Origin of the sequence: Methylobacterium sp. 285MFTsu5.1, from assembly GCF_000383455.1 — a bacterium.
Taxonomy (GTDB): Bacteria; Pseudomonadota; Alphaproteobacteria; order Rhizobiales; family Beijerinckiaceae; genus Methylobacterium.
On record NZ_KB911273.1, the window covers coordinates 311,474 to 332,466 of the forward strand.

General features: G+C 71.0%; 20 protein-coding genes and 1 tRNA gene. 11 read left to right on the forward strand and 10 right to left on the reverse strand.

Annotated elements, in window-relative coordinates; translation table 11 throughout:
• Nucleotides 1-4: 4 nt before the first annotated feature.
• Both ltnD and H288_RS0110080 read right to left on the reverse strand, forming a co-directional pair.
• Nucleotides 5-913, reverse strand: a complete 909-nt coding sequence (ltnD, locus tag H288_RS0110075; protein WP_020092463.1) for an L-threonate dehydrogenase — start codon at nucleotides 911-913, stop codon at nucleotides 5-7.
• 106 nt (nucleotides 914-1,019) lie between these two features.
• Entirely contained in the window at nucleotides 1,020-2,342 is a 1,323-nt protein-coding gene (locus H288_RS0110080; protein WP_020092464.1) for an MFS transporter, read from the reverse strand.
• 308 nt (nucleotides 2,343-2,650) lie between these two features.
• Here H288_RS0110080 and H288_RS0110085 point away from each other — a divergent pair, with 308 nt between their 5' ends.
• Nucleotides 2,651-3,658, forward strand: coding sequence for a LacI family DNA-binding transcriptional regulator (locus H288_RS0110085; protein WP_020092465.1), 1,008 nt, complete (start codon nucleotides 2,651-2,653; stop codon nucleotides 3,656-3,658).
• Nucleotides 3,655-4,335 carry an aldolase gene (locus H288_RS0110090; RefSeq protein ID WP_020092466.1) on the forward strand — a complete coding sequence of 227 codons (681 nt, stop codon included), beginning with the start codon at nucleotides 3,655-3,657 and terminating at the stop codon, nucleotides 4,333-4,335. Before H288_RS0110085 ends, H288_RS0110090 begins: the two co-directional genes overlap by 4 nt.
• A 173-nt stretch (nucleotides 4,336-4,508) precedes the next feature.
• Here H288_RS0110090 and glyS read toward each other — a convergent pair whose 3' ends face one another.
• The 3 genes from glyS to H288_RS0110105 form a co-directional block, all read right to left on the reverse strand.
• A complete protein-coding gene (glyS, locus tag H288_RS0110095) occupies nucleotides 4,509-6,608 on the reverse strand; it encodes a glycine--tRNA ligase subunit beta (RefSeq protein WP_020092467.1) in 2,100 nt (699 codons plus the stop codon).
• Nucleotides 6,609-6,660: 52 nt separating this feature from the next.
• Nucleotides 6,661-7,104, reverse strand: a complete 444-nt coding sequence (locus H288_RS0110100) for a DUF3828 domain-containing protein (RefSeq protein WP_020092468.1) — start codon at nucleotides 7,102-7,104, stop codon at nucleotides 6,661-6,663.
• Nucleotides 7,105-7,358: 254 nt separating this feature from the next.
• Nucleotides 7,359-8,267: a glycine--tRNA ligase subunit alpha gene (locus H288_RS0110105; RefSeq protein WP_020092469.1), complete on the reverse strand. Its 909-nt coding sequence runs from the start codon at nucleotides 8,265-8,267 to the stop codon at nucleotides 7,359-7,361.
• 176 nt (nucleotides 8,268-8,443) lie between these two features.
• Here H288_RS0110105 and H288_RS0110110 point away from each other — a divergent pair, with 176 nt between their 5' ends.
• The gene (locus H288_RS0110110; RefSeq protein WP_020092470.1) at nucleotides 8,444-8,893 is read left to right on the forward strand and encodes a GNAT family N-acetyltransferase; all 450 of its coding nucleotides are present in this window, start codon (nucleotides 8,444-8,446) and stop codon (nucleotides 8,891-8,893) included.
• 149 nt (nucleotides 8,894-9,042) lie between these two features.
• The gene (locus H288_RS0110115; protein WP_020092471.1) at nucleotides 9,043-9,321 is read left to right on the forward strand and encodes a hypothetical protein; all 279 of its coding nucleotides are present in this window, start codon (nucleotides 9,043-9,045) and stop codon (nucleotides 9,319-9,321) included.
• Nucleotides 9,322-9,336: 15 nt separating this feature from the next.
• Here the strand turns inward: H288_RS0110115 and H288_RS0110120 are convergent, their stop codons facing one another.
• From H288_RS0110120 to H288_RS0110135, 4 genes are all read right to left on the reverse strand, one after another.
• Nucleotides 9,337-10,941 carry a Na+/H+ antiporter gene (locus tag H288_RS0110120; protein ID WP_020092472.1) on the reverse strand — a complete coding sequence of 535 codons (1,605 nt, stop codon included), beginning with the start codon at nucleotides 10,939-10,941 and terminating at the stop codon, nucleotides 9,337-9,339.
• 118 nt (nucleotides 10,942-11,059) lie between these two features.
• Nucleotides 11,060-11,572: an MmcB family DNA repair protein gene (locus H288_RS0110125; protein ID WP_020092473.1), complete on the reverse strand. Its 513-nt coding sequence runs from the start codon at nucleotides 11,570-11,572 to the stop codon at nucleotides 11,060-11,062.
• 114 nt (nucleotides 11,573-11,686) lie between these two features.
• Nucleotides 11,687-12,463: a cobalamin-binding protein gene (locus H288_RS0110130; protein ID WP_020092474.1), complete on the reverse strand. Its 777-nt coding sequence runs from the start codon at nucleotides 12,461-12,463 to the stop codon at nucleotides 11,687-11,689.
• A gap of 33 nt (nucleotides 12,464-12,496) precedes the next feature.
• Nucleotides 12,497-13,018, reverse strand: coding sequence for a DedA family protein (locus tag H288_RS0110135; RefSeq protein ID WP_020092475.1), 522 nt, complete (start codon nucleotides 13,016-13,018; stop codon nucleotides 12,497-12,499).
• A 136-nt stretch (nucleotides 13,019-13,154) separates the two neighbouring features.
• Here H288_RS0110135 and pdxY point away from each other — a divergent pair, with 136 nt between their 5' ends.
• The 7 genes from pdxY (at nucleotide 13,155) to H288_RS35080 (ending at nucleotide 19,817) form a co-directional block, all read left to right on the forward strand.
• A complete protein-coding gene (gene pdxY / locus H288_RS0110140; RefSeq protein WP_020092476.1) occupies nucleotides 13,155-14,003 on the forward strand; it encodes a pyridoxal kinase PdxY in 849 nt (282 codons plus the stop codon).
• A 57-nt stretch (nucleotides 14,004-14,060) separates the two neighbouring features.
• Nucleotides 14,061-14,945, forward strand: coding sequence for a PhzF family phenazine biosynthesis protein (locus H288_RS0110145; RefSeq protein ID WP_020092477.1), 885 nt, complete (start codon nucleotides 14,061-14,063; stop codon nucleotides 14,943-14,945).
• The gene (locus H288_RS0110150) at nucleotides 14,938-15,672 is read left to right on the forward strand and encodes an NUDIX hydrolase (RefSeq protein WP_020092478.1); all 735 of its coding nucleotides are present in this window, start codon (nucleotides 14,938-14,940) and stop codon (nucleotides 15,670-15,672) included. Before H288_RS0110145 ends, H288_RS0110150 begins: the two co-directional genes overlap by 8 nt.
• Before the next feature lie 180 nt (nucleotides 15,673-15,852).
• Nucleotides 15,853-16,836 carry an ABC transporter substrate-binding protein gene (locus H288_RS0110155; protein WP_020092479.1) on the forward strand — a complete coding sequence of 328 codons (984 nt, stop codon included), beginning with the start codon at nucleotides 15,853-15,855 and terminating at the stop codon, nucleotides 16,834-16,836.
• Between the two features lie 126 nt (nucleotides 16,837-16,962).
• Nucleotides 16,963-19,233, forward strand: a complete 2,271-nt coding sequence (gene glgX / locus H288_RS0110160) for a glycogen debranching protein GlgX (protein WP_020092480.1) — start codon at nucleotides 16,963-16,965, stop codon at nucleotides 19,231-19,233.
• 141 nt (nucleotides 19,234-19,374) lie between these two features.
• Nucleotides 19,375-19,464: transfer RNA gene (locus H288_RS0110165), tRNA-Ser, on the forward strand.
• A gap of 134 nt (nucleotides 19,465-19,598) precedes the next feature.
• Nucleotides 19,599-19,817 carry a hypothetical protein gene (locus H288_RS35080; RefSeq protein WP_158684207.1) on the forward strand — a complete coding sequence of 73 codons (219 nt, stop codon included), beginning with the start codon at nucleotides 19,599-19,601 and terminating at the stop codon, nucleotides 19,815-19,817.
• Between the two features lie 273 nt (nucleotides 19,818-20,090).
• Here H288_RS35080 and H288_RS0110175 read toward each other — a convergent pair whose 3' ends face one another.
• Nucleotides 20,091-20,903 carry an IS5 family transposase gene (locus tag H288_RS0110175; RefSeq protein WP_026604813.1) on the reverse strand — a complete coding sequence of 271 codons (813 nt, stop codon included), beginning with the start codon at nucleotides 20,901-20,903 and terminating at the stop codon, nucleotides 20,091-20,093.
• Nucleotides 20,904-20,993: the final 90 nt, after the last annotated feature.

The window sequence follows — 20,993 nt, forward strand, 5'->3', positions numbered from 1 at the left end:
CCCCTCAAGCTTTCTCGGGCAGCTTCGCCCCCGAGACCTGGGCGTAGAGCCGCGCCACCGAGGCGTCGTCGTCCCGACCCATGCCGGCGCCCGACGCCATCAGGAACATCTGCAGGGCCGCCGCCGCCACCGGGACCGGGTACTTCTCGGCCCGGGCCATGTCCTGCACGATGCCGAGATCCTTGACGAAGATGTCGACCGCGCTCTTCGGGCTGTAGTCGGCGTCGAGGATGTGCGGCACCCGGTTCTCGAACATCCACGAATTGCCGGCCGACTTGGTGATCACCTCGTAGACGCGCCGGAGGTCGAGCCCCTGCTTGGCCGCGAAGGCCATCGCCTCCGAGGCGGCGGCGATGTGAACGCCCGCGAGCAGCTGGTTGATCATCTTGAAGGCCGCGCCCTGGCCGGCGGCGTCGCCGAGCTCGTAGAGCGTGCCCGCCATGGCATCGAGGGCGGGCCGCGCCTTCGCGAAGGCCGCCGCCGAGCCCGAGGCAAGGAAGGTGAGGCCGCCCTCGGCCGCGCGGGCGGCGCCGCCGCTCATCGGGGCGTCGAGGTAGTGGCGGCCGGTGGCCTCCAACCGCGCCGCCAGCGCCCGGGCAACGGCCGGATCCATGGTGGCGGAGGAGACGAACACCGCGCCCTCCGGCATCGCGGCGGCGGCGCCGTCCTCGCCGAACAGGACCGCCTCGGTCTGGGCGGCGTTGACCACCACGCTCACCACCACGTCGGCGTCCCGCGCCGCTTCGGCGGGGTTCGCGGCGCCCCGGCCGCCGGCGGTCGCGAAGCGCGCCACCGCCTCCGGATTCACGTCGCAGGCGGAGACCGCGAAGCCCGCGCGCAGGAGCGAGCCGGCCATCCCGGAGCCCATGGAGCCCAGGCCGATCACCGCGGCGCGGGGTGTTGCGTTGGTCATCGGGGACGGCTCCTGAAGCTGGAAAAGGGCGCCTCGGCGTCGCCGCTCGAAGCGCGGGTCCCCTCTCCCGTGCGGGAGAGGGGCCAGGTCGCGCCCGGATCAGAGGTCAGCGGTTGACCATCCGGGCGGGCGTCACGAACACGCAGACCGCGCCGACCACCAGCATGGCGGCGAGCGCGTAGAGGCCCGTGGCGGTGCTGCCGGTGGCGTCGCGCAGTGCGCCGATCACGTAGGGGCTGACAAAGCCAGCGAGGTTCCCCACCGAGTTGATCAGCGCGATGCCGGCCGCCGCGCCCGCGCCGCTGAGGAACGCCGTGGGCAGCGACCAGAACAGGGGCGAGCAGGTCAGCACGCCGGCCGCCGCCACCGACAGCGCCGCGATGGCGATCGTCGTCGAGCCGGCGTTGGCCGAGACCACGAAGGCGACCGCGCCGATCAGCGCCGGGATGATCAGGTGCCAGCGCCGCTCGCGCATCCGGTCGGCGGAGCGGCCCAGCAGGACCATCACGATCGCGGCGCACACGAACGGGATCGCGCTGATCAGGCCGATGTTGAAGTTACCCTGCACGCCCGACGCCTTGACGATCGTCGGCATCCAGAAGGTCAGCCCGTACTGGCCGGTGACGAAGGCGAAGTAGATCAGGCTCATGAACCACACGCGGCCGTTGCGGAACACGGTCGCGATGGAGTGCGGGCTCGACTCCTTGCCCTGGTTGTCGGCCGCGATGTCGCGCTCGAGGAGCTGCTTCTCGGCGTCGGTCAGCCACGTGGCCTCGGCGGGGCGGTTGTCGAGGTAGAAGAACACCGCGAGGCCGATCAGCACCGCCGGCACCGCCTCGATCAGGAACATCCACTGCCAGCCCGACAGGCCATGGGCGCCGTTGAACGCGTCCATGATCCAGCCGGAGAGCGGGTTGCCGAAGATGCCGGAGATCGGGATCGCCGCCATGAACACGGCGATCACCCGGGCCCGGCGATGGGCCGGGAACCAAGAGGTCGTGTAGAGGATGACGCCCGGGTAGAACCCGGCCTCGGCGAGACCGAGGAGGAAGCGCATCCCGTAGAAGCTCCACTCGGAGTTCACGAAGAGGAACGCCCCGGAGATCACCCCCCAGGTGATCATGATCCGGGCGATCCACACCCGGGCGCCGACCCGGTGCAGGATCACGTTCGAGGGCACCTCGAACAGGAAGTAGCCGAGGAAGAAGATGCCGGCGCCGAGGCCGTAGACCGTCTCGGAGAATTTCAGCTCCTGGGACATCTGGAGCTTGGCGAAACCGACATTCACCCGGTCGAGATACGCCACGACGTAGCAGAGCATCAGGAACGGCACGAGGCGCCAGAACACCTTCGCGTAGGTGCGGTCGGCGAAGGACTTCTCGTCCGCGGGTGCGGTGGCGCCCCCCAGCGGGGCGGCTTGAACCGGCATGGCGTACTCCCTGGTCCGGGCCGCACGGCTGCCGGACATCGCTCTTCACCGCTCGTCGGGCGGCGCTGGGGCGGTGCCATATCGCCTTTTGGCAGCGCTGCCAATCCGGTTGTGCGAGATAATGCAGGCGGCTATGTCAGTCGTGGATCGACGCGGACGGTCTTCCCATCTCCTGCCTTATGCCGAGGCGCTGCAGCGTGGCGGAGGCCTCCTTCGGGGCCCGCTTCGCGGTCGTCTCAGGATGAGGGAAGGACGCCGGGAGGTTCGACGGGCGTCGTGAAAAAAAACCGCGCCGGGAGAGCGGGGCCATGGACGACATCCAGCCGCCGGGGCGGCTCGTCACCCTCACCGACGTCGCCCGTGAGGCCGGGGTCGGCGAGAGCACGGTCTCGCGGGTCCTGCGCAACCACGGCTCCTACTCCAAGCGCGCCGGCGAGCGGGTGGCGGAGGCGGTCGCCCGTCTCGGCTACGTGCCGAATCGCCTCGCCGGCAGCCTCGCCGGCCAGGGGGCGAGCGCGCGGCTCGTGGGCGTCGTCATCCCGTCGCTCGCCAACGTGGTCTTCCCCGACCTGCTGCGCGGCCTCACCGCCGCCCTCGACGCCGACGGCGTCCCCTGCGTGATCGGGGTGAGCGACTACGACCCGGACCGGGAGGAGGCGCTGGCCGCCGCGCTCCTCTCCTGGCGGCCGGCGGCGCTGCTGCTCACCGGGCTGGAGCACAATCCCGGGACGGTGGCCCTGGCGAAGGCCGGGGGCGTGCGCGTGGTCGAGATGATCGACACGGACGGGGAGGGGATCGACGCCGTGGTCGGCTTCTCCAACCGGGCCGTGGGGGCGGCGAGCGCGCGCCACCTCGTGGCGCGCGGGTACCGGCGGATCGGCTATCTCGGCCACGACCTCGCGGTCGACCTGCGCGCGGGCAAGCGGCTCGCCGGGTTCGAGGCCGCGCTCGGGCAGGCGGGTTTGGCGCTCCACGGCAAGGAGATCCGGACGGGACCGTCCTCGCCGGCCTCGGGCCGGGCCGGGCTGGAGGCGCTGCTGGCGCGCGTGCCCGATCTCGACGCGGTCTACTTCTCCAACGACGACATGGCGCTCGGCGGCTACTTCGCCTGCCTGTCGACGGGGCTGGCGGTGCCGGGACGGATCGCGCTGTTCGGCTTCAACGGGCTCGACTTCGCGGCGGCGATGCCGCAGCCCCTGTCGACGGTGCGCACGCCGCGCCTGGAGATCGGCCGGCAGGCCGCCGCCTGCCTGACCGGCGCAGGCCCGAGAAGAATCGATCTCGGATTCGAGCTGATCGAGGGAGCGACCGCATGAGCGACGAGAGCCGGCTGCGCGAGGAGATCTGCCGCTACGGCCGCTCGCTGTTCGAGCGCGGCCTGACGCCGGGCTCGTCCGGCAACATCTCGCTGCGCCTGCCCGACGGGGGCTGGCTGGTGACGCCGACCAACGCGTCGCTCGGGTTCCTCGACCCGGCGCGGATCTCGCGGCTGGACGATGCGGGGCGGCTGGTCTCCGGCGACAAGCCCACCAAGGAGATCCCGCTGCACAGCGCACTTTACGAGAGCCGGAACGAGGCGAAGGCCATCGTCCACCTGCACTCGACCCACGCGGTGGCGGTCTCGATGCTGCCGGAGGTCGACCCCAGGCAGGTGCTGCCGCCGCTGACGCCCTACTACCTGATGCGGACCGGCGGCACGGCGCTCGTGCCCTACTATCGGCCGGGCGACCCGGCCGTGGCGGACGCGATCCGGGGCCTCGCGGGTAAGTACAGTTCGGTGCTGCTCGCCAATCACGGACCGGTGGTGGCCGGCGACAGCTTGGAGGGCGCGGTCTTCGCCACCGAGGAGTTGGAGGAGACCGCCAAGCTCTACCTGCTGCTGCGCAACCTCAACCCGCGGCAGCTGAGCCCCGGGCAGGTGGCCGATCTGGTGAGCCATTTCGGCCTGACCCTGCCGGAGCCGGACGACCATACCGGCCACGATCACGGGTGAGGGCGGTGGGTCCGCTCTCCCATCAGACCACCTCATCCTGAGGTGCGAGCGCAGCGAGCCTCGATGGAGGGCTCCAAGGATCGCACGGCTGGCTGGAGGTCTCCTTCGAGGCCTCCGCTACGCTCCGGCACCTCAGGATGAGAGCGCGAGTGGGATTGAGGACGTCGTGCGCCTCACCCCTCGATCTTCGAGAAATCCGCCACCTCCCGCGTCGCGGCGCGGAGCGCGTTGAGCAGAGCCAAGCGGTTCTCGCGGAGCTTCGGATCGGGGGCGTTGACGGTCACGTCCTGAAAGAACGCGTCGACCGGCGCGCGCAGCGTCGAGAGCGCCTGCATGGCGCCGGAAAAATCCTCCCGCGCCACGGCCGCCGAGGCGGTCTCCCGCGCCTTCGCCAGCGCCTCGGCGAGCGCCCGCTCGGCCGGCTCGCCCGCGGCGGCCAGCGCCGCGTCGGGCGCGGAATCGTAGGCGCGGCCGTCCTTCTTCTCCTCGATCCGCAGGATGTTGGCCGCGCGCTTGTAGCCCGCCAGCAGGTTCTTGCCGTCCTCGGTGTCGAGGAAGTGGCCGAGCGCCTCGACGCGGCGCACGACCATCAGCAGATCGTCCTGGCCGGGGAGGGCGAAGACGGCGTCGATCAGGTCGTGGCGGGCGCCCTGGTCGCGGAGATAGACCTTCAGGCGGTCGGCGAGGAAGCCGAGGAGATCCCGCGCGTCGGCACCGGCCCGCCCGGCGAGGCCGCGATCCGCCGCGCCGACCTGCTCCAGCAGCCGCAGGCGCAGGCCGCGGTCAAGGATCAGCCGGATCACGCCCAGCGCCGCCCGGCGCAGGGCGAACGGATCCTTGCTGCCCGTGGGCTTCTCGTCGATCGCCCAGAAGCCCGCCAGCGTGTCGAGCTTGTCGGCGAGCGCCACCGCGATCGAGACCGGATCGGTCGGCACCCGGTCGGAGGGGCCGAGCGGCTTGTAGTGCTCCTCGATGGCCGCGCAGACGCTGTCGTGCTCGCCCTGGAGCGCCGCGTATTTGCGGCCCATTAACCCCTGAAGCTCGGGGAACTCGCCGACCATCTCGGTGACGAGGTCGGCCTTGGCGAGGCGCGCGGCGCGCTCGGCGCGCGCCGGGTCGGCCCCCACCAGCGGCGCGAGGTCCTTCGCCAGGGCCGCGATGCGGGCGATGCGCTCGCCCTGCGTCCCGAGCTTCTCGTGGAAGACGATGGCGTCGAGCTTGGGCAGCCGGTCCTCCAGGCGGGTCGCCTTGTCGGTCTCCCAGAAGAACTTCGCGTCGGACAGGCGCGCCCGGACCACCCGCTCGTTGCCGGCGGTGATCGCTTGGCCACCGTCGGTGGCGACGAGGTTCGAGACCAGGATGAAGGCCGGCGCCAGGTCCTCCGAGCCGCCCTTGCGCAGAACGAAGCACTTCTGGTTCGCCCGGATGGTCGCCCGGATCGCCTCGGCGGGGATGTCGAGGAAGCTCTCGTCGAACGAGCCCATCAGCACGACCGGCCACTCCACGAGGCCCGACACCTCCTCCAGCAGGCCCTCGTCCTCCACGAGGTCGAGGCCGCGGGCGAAGGCGAGGTCGCGGGCGTCGTGCAGGATCACGTCCTTGCGCCGGTCGGCGTCGAGGATGACCTTCGCGCGCTCCAGCGCCTGGATGTAGTCGTCGAACCGGCGCACCTCGATCGCCTCGGGGGCGAGGAAGCGGTGGCCGTAGGTCACGGTGCCGGCCGCGATCCCGGCCACCGAGACGGGGACCACCTCCGGCGTCTCCGTCTCGGGCCCGAAGGTCGCTACGATCGACTGCAGCGGGCGCACCCAGCGCAGCGAGCCCGGCTCGGCCGAGGCCGCGCCCCAGCGCATGGATTTCGGCCAGGGGAAGCTCTTGACGATCTCGGGCAGGAGCTCGGCCAGGACGTCCAGTGTCTCGCGGCCGGGCCGCTCGATCACCGCGAGGTAGAACTCGCCCTTCTTCGGGTCGGTGACGGTCGTGGCCTGGTCGAGGCTCGTCAGGCCCGCGCCCTTCAGGAAGCCCTGGACGGCCGCTTCGGGCGCGCCGACCCGCGGACCGCGGCGCTCCTCGCGCACGGCCTCGCCCCGGGCGGGCAGGCCGGCAATGTGGAGCGCCAAGCGGCGCGGCGTCGAGAACGCCCGGGCGCCCTCGTACAGGAAGCCGCGCGCCACGAGGGCGTCGGTGACGAGCTTCTTCAGATCCTCCGCCGCGCGCCGCTGCATGCGGGCGGGGATCTCTTCCGAGCGGAGTTCGAGCAGGAGGTCGGGCATGGGGCGGCCATATCGCCGCGTCGCACCCCTGTCGAGGGTCGGCGCGCGGGGCTCAGCGCGACTCGCCCTTGAGGATGGTCGAGAGCTGCCACTTCCGGTCGCCGATCGCGTGGGCGTCGGAGACCTTCCAGCCGCCGTCCTCGCGCACGAGGTCGTACACGATGACGTTGGCGCCGTTGCCGCCCTTGCGCTCGACCGTGACCTTCGCCTGGTCCTTGCCCTCGGTGGCCTCCTTGAAGGTCAGGTTCTTCACCGTGTCGGGCTTCAGGGGCTCGCCGTTCAGGCGGTAGTCGAAATCGAGGTTGCCGGTGGCGCCGTTGGCCTGCTTCGCGTCGGCGTCGAACAGGCCCTGCAGGCGCTTCGAGTACACGGAGGAGTGATTCGGGTGCGGCTCGGCGTAGAGCTTCTTGACCGTGGCCTCAGGCCCGGGATCGGCCGCCAGCGCGGGGGCGAGGCCGAATCCGAGGAGGCCGAGGGCGAGGATCGTCTTCTTCATTGGGCATGTCCCGCGTCTGCGGACGCGCCAAGGCGCGCCGGTTGGCGGGGGTTGCAACGCGCGAGGGCTCAAGGGGCTCCGCGATAGGGCTCCCCGCCGTCATCGCGAACGCAGCGAAGCGACCCAGGGCGTCGGGACGTCTGGCAGCGAGGCGCGACCCTGGATTGCTTCGCTGCGCTCGCAAAGACGGCGGCGCATCTGGGCACTCCGGACTGCGTCGTCCGCAGCCGTCTGGTCGAGCGCCAGCGACGACCTCACGCCCCGCCGGCGGCGGTCCTCAACCACGCCGCGCCGCAGGCCTTGGCCAGCTCGCGCACGCGGAGGATGTAGCTCTGGCGCTCCGTCACTGAGATCACGCCGCGCGCGTCGAGCAGGTTGAACACGTGGCTCGCCTTGATGCACTGGTCGTAGGCCGGCTGCGCCATGCGGTGGCGTTCACCCTCCGCGTCCGGCGCGCCGGCCGCGAGGTAGGACCGGCAGGCGGCCTCCGCGTCGGTGAAATGGCGGAACAGCATCGCGGTGTCAGCCGCCTCGAAGTTGTGGCGGGAGTACTCCTGCTCGGCCTGCAGGAACACGTCCCCGTAGGTGATCCGGTCGGTGCCCTCGGCGCCGTTGAAGTCGAGGTCGTAGACGTTCTCGACACCCTGGACGTACATGGCGAGCCGCTCCAGCCCGTAGGTCAGCTCGCCCGCCACCGGCGCGCACTCGAAGCCCGCGACCTGTTGGAAATAGGTGAACTGGCTGACCTCCATCCCGTCGCACCAGCACTCCCAGCCGAGGCCCCAGGCGCCCAGGGTCGGGCTTTCCCAGTCGTCCTCGACGAAGCGGATGTCGTGGAGCTTCAGGTCGACACCGATGGCGGCGAGCGAGGCGAGGTAGAGCTCCTGCAGGTTCGGCGGGTTCGGCTTCAGGATGACCTGGAACTGGTAATAGTGCTGGAGCCGGTTCGGGTTCTCGCCGTAGCGGCCGTCCTTGGGCCGGCGCGAGGGCTGGACATAGGCCGCCTTCCAGGGCTTCGGGCCGAGCGCCCGCAGGGTCGTGGCCGGATGGAACGTACCGGCACCGACCTCCATGTCGTAGGGCTGGAGGATCACGCAGCCCTGCGCCGCCCAGAATTCCTGAAGCGTCAGGATCAGCCCCTGGAAGGATTTTTTCTCGGACATCGGTCTCGGCGGCTCGGGATCGCGCGGCGGCTGGGGCCGCCGGCGGGCCGGTTTAGGTGCGGGCGGCCGGGGGTGCAAGGCGAAGGGTGCCGACCGCGGGGGCGCGGCGCCGGCAGCCCGGGTTGCCTCTGCGGTCCCGATGATGGTCCGCTCGCTGCGCACCCACGGAGAGAATCATGGATCCTGACCTCGCGATCCGCCCGATCGGCCCCGGCGACCGGGACGCTTGGCTGCCGCTCTGGCGGGGCTACCAGTCCTTCTACAAGGTCGACCTGTCGGACACGGTCACCAACACGACCTGGCAGCGCCTCAACGATCCGGCCGAACCGGTGGACGGTGCCCTGGCGTGGCGCGGTGCCGAGGCGGTCGGCCTCGTCCACCACATCCGCCACCGCTCGGCCTGGACGATCGGCGACTACTGCTACCTCCAGGACCTGTTCGTGGCGGACGGCACGCGCGGGCTCGGGATCGGCCGTCGGCTGATCGAGCACGTCTACGCGGCCGCGCAGGCCGCCGGCTGCTCGCGCGTCCACTGGCTGACGCACGAGACCAACGCGGACGCGATGCAGCTCTACGACCGGATCGCCGAGAAGTCGGGCTTCGTGCAGTACCGCAGGATCTTCTGAGCGCCGGCGCCCGACGTGCGCCGGGACACTCAAGCGTGGCGGTTTTTGGGCAATAAACCGGAACCGCCGAGCTGACGGCCAAGTTATCAGCGCAACAGGGGATCTCGGCACCTCAGCGCTGCCGAATACAGAACGTCGGACGACCCGTCATGTACAATGCTCGCATCCGCACCAGCTTCGGCCGCAAGAACATCGCCGTCTTCGCCGCGCTCGCCATCTCGTCGCTGGCCGCCACGCCCTTCGTGATGAGCGCCAGCCGTGCGCTCGCCACTTCCGAAGACCAGCCGGTGGCCGCCACCCTGCGGGTCGAGCCGGTAGAGGTCGCCCCCGTGGCGGCCGCGCCGAAGGCTGAGGGAAGCTGCCTGCGCAAGGTTCGGGTGGTCTACAGCGGCTACGGCCAGTCGGCGGACGGGTGCGCGGCCCACTGACGCCAGCGCCCCGACTCAGCCGTGGGCCGGTGCGGTCCCGGCCAGACGCTTGAGATGGAGTTCCTCCAAGTCGATCTCCGTCTCGAGCTGCCGCAGCACCGAGCTGTGGATCCGGTTCTGCCGGTGCAGGTCGATCAGGGCCGACCGGCCTGAGCGCACGGCGAGCAGGGCGGCGGCGAAGTGCTCGGTCTTCTCGGCCTCCAGCGCCGCCCGCTCGTCGCGGTCCCGCGAGGCCGCCCGCACCCGGCGGCGGTACTCCTCCACGAGGCGCGGGTGCTTCAGCGCCCCGGTCTCGGCGAACACCAAGCCCTGCAGGGCGGCGAGCCCGGCCTCGTTCACGACGACGCGGGCCATCGGCGCGTCGAGGTGGCCCTCGGAGAGGTGCGCCGCGGGGTCGAGGCGGAGGCTGCGGATCAGCGGCCCCAGGGTCGTGCCCTGCACGAGCACGGTGAACAGGATCACCGCGAAGGCCGCGACCAGGATCGCGTCGCGGCCGGGGAAATCCACCGGCAGAGCCAGGGCGGCCGCCAGGGTCACGACCCCGCGCATGCCGGCCCACCCGACGATCAGCGGCACGGCCGGGTTCGGGGCAGGCTCCTGCGCGCGGACCCGCGGCGACAGGAGCCGCCGCAGGTAGACGGCTGGGAACACCCAGAGCAGACGGGCGACGACGCAGGTCGCCGTGACGGCGAGCGCCAGCGGCAGTTCCGCCGCGAGCGCGCCCATCTGGCCGCCGGTCCGGGCGAGCACGCCGCGGAGCGCCAAGCCGATCAGCACGAAGACCAGGGCCTCCAGCACGAAGACCACGAACTCCCACACCGCCACGGAATGGCGGCGGGCATGGGCGTCGAAGGTCTCGTGCTCCCGGCCGCCCATCATCAGGCCGCAGGCGACCACGGCCAGGACACCGGAGGCGTGGATCTCCTCGGCCGCGAGGTAGGCGACGTAGGCGGCGAGGAAGCTCAGCACCGTGATGGCGTTCGCGTCTTGCATCCGGCGTATCACCAGGGTCACCGCCACCCCGCACGCGATCCCGACCGCGACACCCGCCACCGCGAGCCACGCGAAGCTGCCGGCCGCCGCCCAGGCGCTGAAGGTGCCGGTGAGCGCCGCCGCCACCGCGAAGCGGTAGAGCACGAGGCCCGAGGCGTCGTTCACGAGGCTCTCGCCCTCCAGCACCGTGATCATCCGGCGGGGCAGGGCGACGCGGGCGAGCACCGCCTTGGCGGCCACCGCGTCCGGCGGCGACACGATGGCGCCGAGCGCGAAGCAGGCCGCCCAGGGCAGGCCCGGCACCACCGCGTGGGCGACGACGCCGACCACCAGGGTCGTGAACACCACCGCCCCGAGGGACAGGGACAGGATCGGGCCGAGGCTCGCCCGGAAGTCGCGCCAGACGGTGAAGTAAGCGGATTCCAGCAGGAGCGGCGGCAGGAACAGGACCATGATCAGGTCCGGATCGAGATCGAAGGCCGGCAGGCCCGGCACCACCGCCAGCGCCATGCCGCCGACGACGAGGGCGGCGGCCGGCGGGAAACCGAGGCGCCCGGCCGCCAGCGACAGCAGCAGGGCCGCGCCGAGGAGACCGAGGATCAGCTCGAACAGGGCGACGGATGTCATCGGTGGATCGGGCCCGGCGCCGGAGGCCCGGCAAGCGCGGCCGTTCTAGGACGTTTCCCGGTCGGATGAATACCGCATCGGCCGTGGGTCCGCCGAGGGTCGGGGTGCGGTCAGCGACCTACAGCGCCCCTTCCCGCACGGCGCCCGGATCGGCCAGCGCGTGCAGGATGCGCGCGGCGCTGTGGGCGAAGCGCAGCGTCACGGCCTTGCGGCGGGCGCCGCTCAGCGGGTGCTCCGGCGGCTCCCGCAGGATCCCGGCCCCGTAGGCGTCGGCGACGATCAGGCCGCACTCCTCGGGGATCAGCGTCTCGGGCACGTCCTCCGGGATGGCGAAGAAGAACCGGTCGCAGAAATCGCGGTAATCCGGCCATTTCCGGTCGGCGCGGAAATCGGCCACGCTCGACTTGATCTCCACGATCGTGAGCTTGCCGGCGCCGCAGAGCGCGATCACGTCGGCGCGGCGGCCGTTGACGAGGGAGAATTCCGGCAGGGTGACGCAGCCCATCTCGGAGAACAGCCGGCGCACGCCGCGCTGGATGCGCAGGGCCGTGGGCGATTGCCGCCGGTCGGGCGGCAGCAGCGCCTCGACGGCCGGGGGCGCGGAATCGGGAAGGCCGAGGGAAGCGGACATCGAGCTCGGGGATGCGTCTGCGGGTGCGTCTGTACCGAATCGGGACATCCTGCCAAGTCGCGCCCGGTCCGTCACCTGCGGCGCGGCATCGCCCCACGCATCACCCCGGGGCGATCACCCTAGGCAGGCCCGGATCGCGTCGAACCCGTCGGTGAGGGCGGCCGGGCCGGGCTGCAGGATCAGCGGCGACTTGATCTCGTGGATGCGCCCGTCGCGCACCGCCGGGATCGCCGCCCAGCCGGGTCGGGACCGGATGCGCTCGACATTGACCCGCTTGCCGCACCACGAGGCGAGGATCACGTCGGGCGCGGCCGCGATCACCTGCTCGGCGGTGACGATCCGGTCCTTCGCGGCCGGCTGGCGGCTCAGCTCCGGGAAGACGTCCCGCCCGCCCGCGAGGCCGATCAGGTCCGAGACCCAGCCGATGCCGGAGATCATCGGCGCGTCCCACTCCTCGAAGTAGACGCGCGGGGGCGGCCGCTCCCGGACCGAGGCGGCGGCCGCGGCCAGCCGCGCCTCGAGGCCCGCCGCCAGGGTCTGGGCCCGCTCCGGCAGGCCCACGAGGGCGCCGAGCGTGCGCACCATCGCGAGGCAGCCCGCCACGTCGCGCTGGTTGAACAGGTGGACCGCCACGCCCGCGCGGGCGAGGTCGGCGACGATGCCGGCCTGGAGGTCCGAGAAGGCCAGGACGAGGTCCGGCGCCAGCGCCAGGATCCTCGGGATGTCCGCGCTGGTGAAGGCGGAGACGCGCGGCTTCTCCCGGCGGACCCGGGGCGGGCGCACCGCGTAGCCCGAGACGCCGACGATCCTGTCCTCCGCGCCCAGGAGGTACAAGGTCTCGACCGTCTCCTCGGTGAGGCAGACGATCCGCTCGGGCGGGAAGCGGCGCATCAGCGGTCGGGCCGGATCATCGGTCGAGCCGCATTATCGGTCGAGCCACGTGAGCAGCCCGGCCCCGGGCGCGAGCAGCACGAAGGCCCAGATCAGGGCGGAGGCGACGTTGGCCAGCTGGAACGGCAGCCGCGCCAGGCCGAGGATCCCGGCGAAGAGCGGGACCAGGGCGCGGGCCGGCCCGAAGAAGCGTCCCAGCGCCACCGCAGCGATGCCCCAGCGGCCGATGAAGGCCTCGGCCTTGGCCATCAGTTCGGGATAGCGCCGCAGCGGCCACTTGGTCTTTGCCCCCGGCCCGAGCCAGCGCCCTGCCTCGTACGAGATCCAGTCGCCGAGGGCGGCCCCGAGCGCCGCGGCGATCACCACCGGCCAGAACGGGATGTCGGCGCCGCCGACGAGGGCCCCGATGCCGACCAGAATCACGGTCGCCGGGACGAACAGCGACAGGATCGCGATCGATTCGCAGAAGGCGAGGCCACCCGCGATGACCGGCGTCCAGGCCTTGTGCGCCTCCACGAAGGCGAGGGTCGAGGTGCGCAGGGCTTCGATGTCCATGGGGCTCCGAACGGGGCTTTAGGGATAGGGGGAGGGTCGGTCCCATCTGAGGCGCGCGGGGGAGGGCGGCAAGGGACAGGGGTGCGGCCGGCGCGGGAACCGGCTAACCGTAGCGGGACAACGAGCGAGTCCCGCGTTGAACGTCCTGTCGATCCAGTCCCACGTCGCCTACGGCCATGTCGGCAACGCCTCGGCGGTGTTCCCGATGCAGCGGCTCGGGGTCGAGGTCTGGCCGGTCCACACGGTGCAGTTCTCAAACCACACCGGCTACGGCGCGTGGCGCGGCCCTGTCTTCGACGCGGCGATGATCCGCGAGGTGGTGCGCGGCATCGGCGAGCGCGGCGTCCTGGGCCGCTGCGACGCGGTCCTGTCGGGCTACATGGGCTCGGCGGAGATCGGCGCCGCGATCCTGGAGGCGGTGGACGCCGTGCGCGCGGCGAACCCGCGGGCGCTCTACTGCTGCGACCCGGTGATCGGCGACGTCGAGGAGGGCGTCTACGTGCGGCCCGGCATCGAGGCGTTCCTGCGCGAGCGCGCTGTCCCGGCCGCCGACATCCTTACCCCCAACCAGTTCGAGCTCGGCCTGCTCACCGGCCTGCCGAGCGGCACCCTGGCGGAGGCCGGGGCCGCGATCGCGGCGCTCCGGGCGCGCGGGCCGCGGGTGGTCCTGGTCACCTCGGCGCTCTGCGCCGACACGCCCGCCGACAGCATCGACCTGCTCGCGGGCGCGGAGGGGCGGGTGTTCCGGGTCCGGACGCCGCGGCTCGCCATCGCGGTGAACGGGGCCGGCGACTGCATCGCGGCGCTGTTCCTGGTGCATTACGCCCGGACTGGCTCGGCCGAGGCGGCGCTGGGCGCGGCGGCGGCGTCGATCTACGGGCTGCTCAAGCGCACCGCCGAGGCGGGATCGCGGGAGATCCTGACGGTCGCCGCGCAGGAGGAGTATGTGAACCCGAGCGCGCGATTTCCGGTCGAGGCGGTCTGAGGCGCCCCCGGCAAACCGCTCCGCCCAAGTCCGCAGAGAGCAGGAAGGATCGACCCGATGGCGCGCCGCTTCGTCACCCTCGATGTGTTCACCGAGCGGAGGCTCGCCGGCAATCCACTCGCCGTGGTGCTCGACGCGGAGGGGCTCGACACCGCGGCCATGCAGGCCATCGCGCGGGAGTTCAACCTGTCGGAGACGGTCTTCGTCTTCCCGCCCGCGGAGGCCCGGCACCGGGCGTCGCTGCGCATCTTCACCCCCGCCCGGGAGCTGCCCTTCGCCGGGCACCCGACGGTGGGCACGGCCGTGCTGCTGGCGCTGCAGGACCCGACGCGGGGCGACGCCCGGGCCTTCGGCCTGGAGGAGGGGATCGGGATCGTCCCCTGCGTGGTCGAGACCCTGGCGGACGGGACCGGCGGACGGGCCCGGTTCCGCCTCCCGGTCCTGCCGGACTACCTCGGTCCCGGCCCCGATCCCGCCGCGCTGGCGCGGCTCCTGGGCCTCGAGCCCGGCGACATCGGCACCGGCCGGCACGCGCCGAGCCGCCACGGCGTGGGGCCGACCTTCACCTGCGTGCCGGTGGCGTCGGTCGCCGCCCTCGACGCCGCCCGGACGGCCCAGGCGCCCAATCCGGCCGACGGGCTCTACCTCTACGCCCCGGATCCCGAGGGCACCGGTCAGCGCTGGCGCGTCCGCATGTTCGCGCCGAATGTCGGCGTGCCGGAGGATCCCGCCACCGGCTCGGCGGCCTCCGCCTTCGCGGGGGTGCTGATGCAATTCGAGGCGCTGGGCGACGGCACCCACGACGTGGCGATCCGCCAGGGCGAGGCGATGGGGCGGCCGAGCGACATCGCGCTCCAGCTCACGATCGCGGCCGGCGCCCTGCAGGGCGTCGAGATCGGCGGCGCCGCCGTGATCCTGTCGGACGGCAGCCTGCATGTCTGAAGGCTCCTCCGACGGCGTCTTCGACGGCTTCCGGATCACCCGCGTCGCGGAGGTGGCGGCGCGGTTCGTAGACCACGACTGGGCCTTCCCGCGCGTGCACGAAGCCGCCATCGCGGCCCACTGGCAGACCCGGCTGCGCCGCAGCCCCGGCATGTTCGACGGGACCGTCCTGCTGTGCTGCGACCACGCCGTCGCCGACGGGGTCGCCCGCCTCGACCTGTTCGCGACGCGCTACGCGACCTTCACCTATTACCGGGACAGGCCCCACGCAGAGGCCCGCATCGCCAACGCCTTCGCGGCGATCGTACCCTGGACGGCGGACGGCGCCGTCCTGCTCGGCGAGATGGGCCCCCACACGGCCAATGCCGGCCAGCTGTACTTCCCGTGCGGCACCCCGGATCCGGACGACGTGCGCGGCGCGCAGGTCGATCTCACCGGCAGCGCCGCCCGGGAACTCGCCGAGGAGACCGGCCTCGCGCTGCCGGACGAGGCCGAAACGGATTGGGTGCTGCTGGAGGGGGAAGGCCAGCTCGCCTTCCTCCGGCCGGTGCGCTTCCCCGAGCCGGCCGCGCGGCTCGTGGCCCGGATCGCCGACCATCTCGGCGCCGAGGCCGAGCCGGAACTCGCCCGGATGCACGTGGTGCGCGGCCGCGACGACATCGACGCCGCGCGGATGCCGGGCTTCGTGCGGGCCTACCTGGCGGACGCGTTCCCACCCGCCCGCTGACCGGCCCGGCGCGCGGGGAAAGACATTCGTCTCCCCGCGCGGGTCGATCGGATGTCATCTCGCGCATCGACCGCGGACAATACAGATTTTCTTTTCGTTGACCGCCCTGGCGGCAAGCATAAAATCGGCCCTCCACAGAACAGCCCCGCACAACGCGGGCAGCGGATCGCGGCAGGCCTCATGCTCATCGGATCTCACGCGCGTCCCGGCGGCCGCCGGCTCGCCGGGACGCTGCTCGCCGCCGCACTGACGCTGGCCACGACGATGCTGGCCGCGGTGACCGCCCGCGCGGAGGAGGTCGTCCTGCGGGTCGGCGATCAGAAGGGCGGGAACCGGTCGCTCCTCGAGATCGCCGGCGACGCGAAGGATCTGCCCTACCGGATCGAGTGGTCGGAATTCCCCGCCGCCGCGCCGATCCTGGAAGCGCTCAACGCCGGCGCCCTCGATGTCGGCTACACCGGCGACCTCTCCGTCCTCACCGCCGTCGCGGCCGGGGCGCCGATCAAGGCGATCGGCGGCACCAAGTCGGATCCGCGGACGCAGGCCATCCTGGTCCGCGCGGATTCACCGATCCGCTCGGCCGCCGACCTGAAGGGAAAGCGACTCGCCGGCACCCGCGGCGGCTGGGGCCAGTTCCTGATCAGCGCGACGCTGGAGAAGGCCGGGATCGCGCCGTCCGAGGCCACGTTCGCGCCGCTCAACCCGGTCGACGCCAAGGTCGCGCTGATGGCCGGCTCGGTGGATGCCTGGGCGGTCTGGGAGCCCTACGTCGCGTTCGCGACGCTCATGGACAAGGCCCGGCCGATCGCGGACGGCGCGGGCCTCACGCCGACCATCACCTTCGTCGTCGCCACGGACAGCGCCATCGCCACCAAGCGGGCGGCCCTCCAGGACTTCCTGAGCCGCCTGAACCGGGCGCGGCTCTGGTCGCTGGACCACCTCGACGCCTACGCCCGGAACACGGCCGCGCTGACCAAGCTGCCCGAAGACGTCCTGCGTGCGGCCTACACGGCGCAGCGGACGAGCCCGATCGCGCTCGACGCGGACGTCGTGAGGGAGGTCCAGGCGGCCTCGGACCGGGCGACGCGGTACGGCATCCTGTCGAAGCCCCTCGATGTCGGGCGGGCCTTGGACCGGAGCTTCACGGCCGCGGCCTCGAACTGAGCGCGGGACGGTCGTCACGCCCCCCGCGATTTTTGCGGCGATGCGGGAGCTTCGCTGTTTTCGACACGTTCACCAGGGGCTCCCCGCAGCGGCACGTGGCCGTGCGGGTCGCGTTCCGGAGTGTCCATGTCCGATTCCCGTCGTCCCGCATCGCAGGCCCGCGCGACCCGCTCGCGCATCCAGGAAGGCCGCCCCTATCCCCTCGGCGCCACCTGGGACGGGCTTGGGGTCAATTTCGCGCTGTTCTCGGCCCACGCCACCAAGGTCGAGCTCTGCCTGTTCGACGACCAGGGCGACCAGGAGATCGAGCGGATCGAGCTGCCCGAGTACACGGACGAGATCTGGCACGGCTACCTGCCCGACGCGCGCCCCGGCACGATCTACGGCTACCGCGTCCACGGCCCCTACGAGCCCAAGGCCGGTCACCGCTTCAACCCCAACAAGCTGCTGATCGACCCCTACGCGAAGGGGCTCGTCGGCTCGATCACCTGGAACCCGGCGCTGTTCGGCTACCAGATGGAGACGGGCGACGACCTGACCTTCGACGAGCGCGACAGCGCCCCCTACACGCGCCGCTCCCGCGTCATCGACCCGGCCTTCACCTGGGGACGGCACCAGAAGCCGCTGGTCCCGTGGGAGAAGACGATCATCTACGAGACCCACGTCAAGGGCATGACCAAGCTCGACCCGCGGGTGCCGGAGAAGCTGCGCGGCACCTATGCCGGCCTCGGCACCCGGGACGTGCTCGACTACATCAAGAGCCTCGGCGTCACCTCGGTGGAGCTGCTGCCGGTCCACGCCTTCGTGCAGGACGACTACCTGCAGCAGAAGGACCTGGTGAATTACTGGGGCTACAACACGATCTCGTTCTTCACCCCCGCGCGCCGCTACGCGGCGGTGCCGGACTTCGCCTTCTCCGAGTTCAAGGAGATGGTCTCGCGCTTCCACGGCGCCGGCCTCGAGGTGATCCTCGACGTGGTCTACAACCATACCGCCGAGGGCAACGAGAAGGGTCCGACCCTGTCGTTCAAGGGCGTCGACAACGCCTCCTACTACCGGCTGCTGCCGAACGATCCGCGCTACTACATCAACGACACCGGCACCGGGAACACCTTCAACCTGTCGCATCCGCGAGTGCTGCAACTCGTCACCGACTCCCTGCGCTACTGGGCGCAGGAGATGCAGGTGGACGGGTTCCGCTTCGACCTCGCCACGATCCTGGGCCGCGAGCCCTACGGCTTCGACGAGGGCGGCGGCTTCCTCGACACCTGCCGGCAGGACCCGGTGCTGAACAACGTCAAGCTGATCGCCGAGCCGTGGGATTGCGGCCCGGGGGGCTATCAAGTCGGCGGCTTCCCGCCGGGCTGGGCCGAGTGGAACGACAGGTTCCGCGACGACGTCCGCGCCTACTGGAAGGGCGACGGCGGGCTGCTGCCGGACCTGGCGGCGCGCGTCTCGGGCTCGGCCGACAAGTTCAACAAGCGCGGGCGCAAGCCCTGGGCCTCGGTGAACTTCCTCACCGCCCATGACGGCTTCACCCTGCACGACACGGTCTCGTACAACGACAAGCACAACGAGGCGAACGGCGAGGGCAACCGCGACGGCCACTCGCACAACCTCTCGTACAATTACGGGGTGGAGGGCCCGACGGACGACCCCGAGATCCGGGCGGTGCGCCTGCGCCAGATGCGCAACATGCTGGCGACCCTGTTCCTGTCCCGCGGCACGCCGATGCTGCTCGCCGGCGACGAGTTCGCCCGGACCCAGAAGGGCAACAACAACGCCTACTGCCAGGACAACGAGGTCTCCTGGCTCGACTGGGGGGCGATCGGCGACGAGGAGCGGGATCTGGCCGAGTTCACCCAGCGCCTGATCATCCTGCGCAACGCCCTGCCGATCCTGAGCCGCGGGCGGTTCCTCACCGGCCAGTACGACGAGGAGTTCGGCGTCAAGGACGTGACGTGGCTGCGGCCGGACGGCAGCGAGATGGCGGGCGAGAACTGGTCGGACGGCGAGGCCCGGGCCTTCGCGGTCCAGCTCGACGGGCGCGCCCAGGCCACCGGCCTGCACCGCCGCGGCGGCGACGCGACGCTGCTGATCATGTTCAACGCCTACCACGACCTCGTCACGTTCACGCTGCCGGAATCGGTCGGCGGCGTCGCCTGGACGCGGCTCCTCGACACCAACCTGCCCGACAGCCAGGACGTGGAGAGCTTCAAGTTCGGCTCCGGCTACGACGTGACCGGGCGCTCGCTCCTGATGTTCGTTCTGAAGCCCGAGGATAGCCCCGGGGTCGAGGACAACGCCATGGAGCGCTCCTACCAGCACGTGATGCAGGCCTTCGAGCGGGCGAACGTGGAGCATGTCCGCTTCCACCTCGACGACGCCGAGGGGTGAGGGACGCGGCCGGGCGGTTTTCGCATCGCCCGGCCGTCAGCGCCTTGCGCCGGACGGCACACCCGGCTAACAGCACGGCACCGCGCGGCCCTGGCCGCGCCCGGCGCGCCGTTTGCGCGCCCGGGCGCCCGGTTCGCGGACGGAGGGGTGGCCGAGTGGTTGAAGGCGCACGCCTGGAAAGTGTGTATACCGGAAACGGTATCGCGGGTTCGAATCCCGCTCCCTCCGCCAACTTCACGGTTCCATAAAAAGCTCTTCTTGATCAACGGCTTGTGGCAATCCACATCAGAGGTGCCCCCAAAGTGCCCTCCGGGGTGCCCCCTATTGCCGTTGCGGAACCGAGTCTGAAGTCCCTGTTCATTGAGATGCTTTTCAACGATACGCTGCTGGCAGTCGCAACCGGCTTCGTCGTTTTTGCGCTAAGGGGCCCAGTGCTGGTGACGAATCGTCACAACGTCACTGGCCGCGATCAGAACAGTGGTCAGCCGCTCGACCCCCGCAACGGCGGCGTACCGAACCGTCTCGTGATTCACCATAGCTCGACCGGACAGAACGAAGAGACGGATCGAGTTCAGATGTTCTGAAGCGCATCTCAGAAGCGCTGGGCGAATTAGAGATAGCCCTGCTCTCAGGCGATGTGCGATCCAGGGAACTCGCCTATGCAGGTGAGATGCTTCGGTTGTGAGACGATCTGGACTGTGAAGCCGATCGGAAAATTGTCAGGCCTTCATCCGCGCTCTGAAGGCCAAGCGGTAGAAGCCTGTGATCTGTGAGGATTTCGGGCGTAGCCGGGAGACCAGCCGACGTATGATGTTGCACCGGAAAAGCCATTAACGCCTCAGAGTCCGTCCGAGAAGTCAGACTGAGCGGGCAAGCCGCCTGACGAGGATCATGACGGCTGCCGCGTAGAGGAATGCTCTGGCCGAGGCGATAGTCGCCTCTGGGTCCTTCCAGAGGCGGCGATTGCGGCTGATCCAGGCGAAGAACCGTTCGACCACCCAGCGGCGTGGATGCACGGCAAAGCCGACTTGATGGGGCGGCTTGCGCACGATCTCGACCGTGATGATCGTGGCGGTCGCCGGTCTGTTGCCGGCATAGCCTGCATCGGCGAAGGCTTTGGCGATGAACGGGAAGGTCCGACGCGACAGGCGCAGCACCGGCACGGCTCCGTCGCGGTCCTGTACGTCGGCAGGCTGAGGATCGAGGACGAGCGCGCGCCCGTCCATGTCGACCAGCGCTTGGCGCTTGCGCCCCTTGACCCTCTTGCCGGCATCGTAGCCGCGAGGGCCGCCGCTCTCCGTCGTCTTGATGCTTTGGCTGTCGAGGACCGCGGCAGACGGTGAGGCTTCCCGTCCGACTCGCTCGCGATCGGCCATGACCAGGTGGTGGTTGATCCGGCCAAACAGCCCTGTGTCGCGCCAGCGGCTGAAGTAGCCGAACGTGGTCGAGCGCGGCGGCAGATCCTTGGGTATCAACCGCCAGGAGATCCCACCTCTCAGAACGTAGAAGATGGCGTTCAGGACCTCCCGTGTCGTCCAGAGCGGAGGCCGGCCACAGGGCGCTGGCCTCGGCATCAGTGGCTCGATCACCGCCCACTCGGCGTCGGTAAGGTCGGTTTCATAGCGAAGGCCCACGCGGCTATGCTGCCGCCGGGTGGTCGGGGTCCACATGGCGCTTCCAGGTCAGGCTTCAGCACCCTCCTGGAATCATCGCCATCCCGGCCACTCAACCCCGCCTCAGACCCTTACCGGACGGGCTCT

Bases quoted from the DNA above. Each gene is read 5' to 3' on its own strand.
- H288_RS0110130 (WP_020092474.1), bottom strand. From the start codon at position 12,463: ATGCGCCGCTTCCCGCCCGAGCGGATCGTCTGCCTCACCGAGGAGACG.
- H288_RS0110150 (WP_020092478.1), top strand. From the start codon at position 14,938: ATGTCTGAAGGCTCCTCCGACGGCGTCTTCGACGGCTTCCGGATCACC.
- H288_RS0110080 (WP_020092464.1), bottom strand. From the start codon at position 2,342: ATGCCGGTTCAAGCCGCCCCGCTGGGGGGCGCCACCGCACCCGCGGAC.
- glgX (WP_020092480.1), top strand. From the start codon at position 16,963: ATGTCCGATTCCCGTCGTCCCGCATCGCAGGCCCGCGCGACCCGCTCG.
- H288_RS0110115 (WP_020092471.1), top strand. From the start codon at position 9,043: ATGTACAATGCTCGCATCCGCACCAGCTTCGGCCGCAAGAACATCGCC.
- H288_RS0110105 (WP_020092469.1), bottom strand. From the start codon at position 8,267: ATGTCCGAGAAAAAATCCTTCCAGGGGCTGATCCTGACGCTTCAGGAA.
- H288_RS0110175 (WP_026604813.1), bottom strand. From the start codon at position 20,903: ATGTGGACCCCGACCACCCGGCGGCAGCATAGCCGCGTGGGCCTTCGC.
- H288_RS0110145 (WP_020092477.1), top strand. From the start codon at position 14,061: ATGGCGCGCCGCTTCGTCACCCTCGATGTGTTCACCGAGCGGAGGCTC.
- H288_RS0110110 (WP_020092470.1), top strand. From the start codon at position 8,444: ATGGATCCTGACCTCGCGATCCGCCCGATCGGCCCCGGCGACCGGGAC.
- ltnD (WP_020092463.1), bottom strand. From the start codon at position 913: ATGACCAACGCAACACCCCGCGCCGCGGTGATCGGCCTGGGCTCCATG.
- H288_RS0110135 (WP_020092475.1), bottom strand. From the start codon at position 13,018: ATGGACATCGAAGCCCTGCGCACCTCGACCCTCGCCTTCGTGGAGGCG.
- glyS (WP_020092467.1), bottom strand. From the start codon at position 6,608: ATGCCCGACCTCCTGCTCGAACTCCGCTCGGAAGAGATCCCCGCCCGC.
- H288_RS0110155 (WP_020092479.1), top strand. From the start codon at position 15,853: ATGCTCATCGGATCTCACGCGCGTCCCGGCGGCCGCCGGCTCGCCGGG.
- H288_RS0110090 (WP_020092466.1), top strand. From the start codon at position 3,655: ATGAGCGACGAGAGCCGGCTGCGCGAGGAGATCTGCCGCTACGGCCGC.
- H288_RS0110085 (WP_020092465.1), top strand. From the start codon at position 2,651: ATGGACGACATCCAGCCGCCGGGGCGGCTCGTCACCCTCACCGACGTC.
- H288_RS0110125 (WP_020092473.1), bottom strand. From the start codon at position 11,572: ATGTCCGCTTCCCTCGGCCTTCCCGATTCCGCGCCCCCGGCCGTCGAG.
- H288_RS0110120 (WP_020092472.1), bottom strand. From the start codon at position 10,941: ATGACATCCGTCGCCCTGTTCGAGCTGATCCTCGGTCTCCTCGGCGCG.
- H288_RS35080 (WP_158684207.1), top strand. From the start codon at position 19,599: ATGCTTTTCAACGATACGCTGCTGGCAGTCGCAACCGGCTTCGTCGTT.
- H288_RS0110100 (WP_020092468.1), bottom strand. From the start codon at position 7,104: ATGAAGAAGACGATCCTCGCCCTCGGCCTCCTCGGATTCGGCCTCGCC.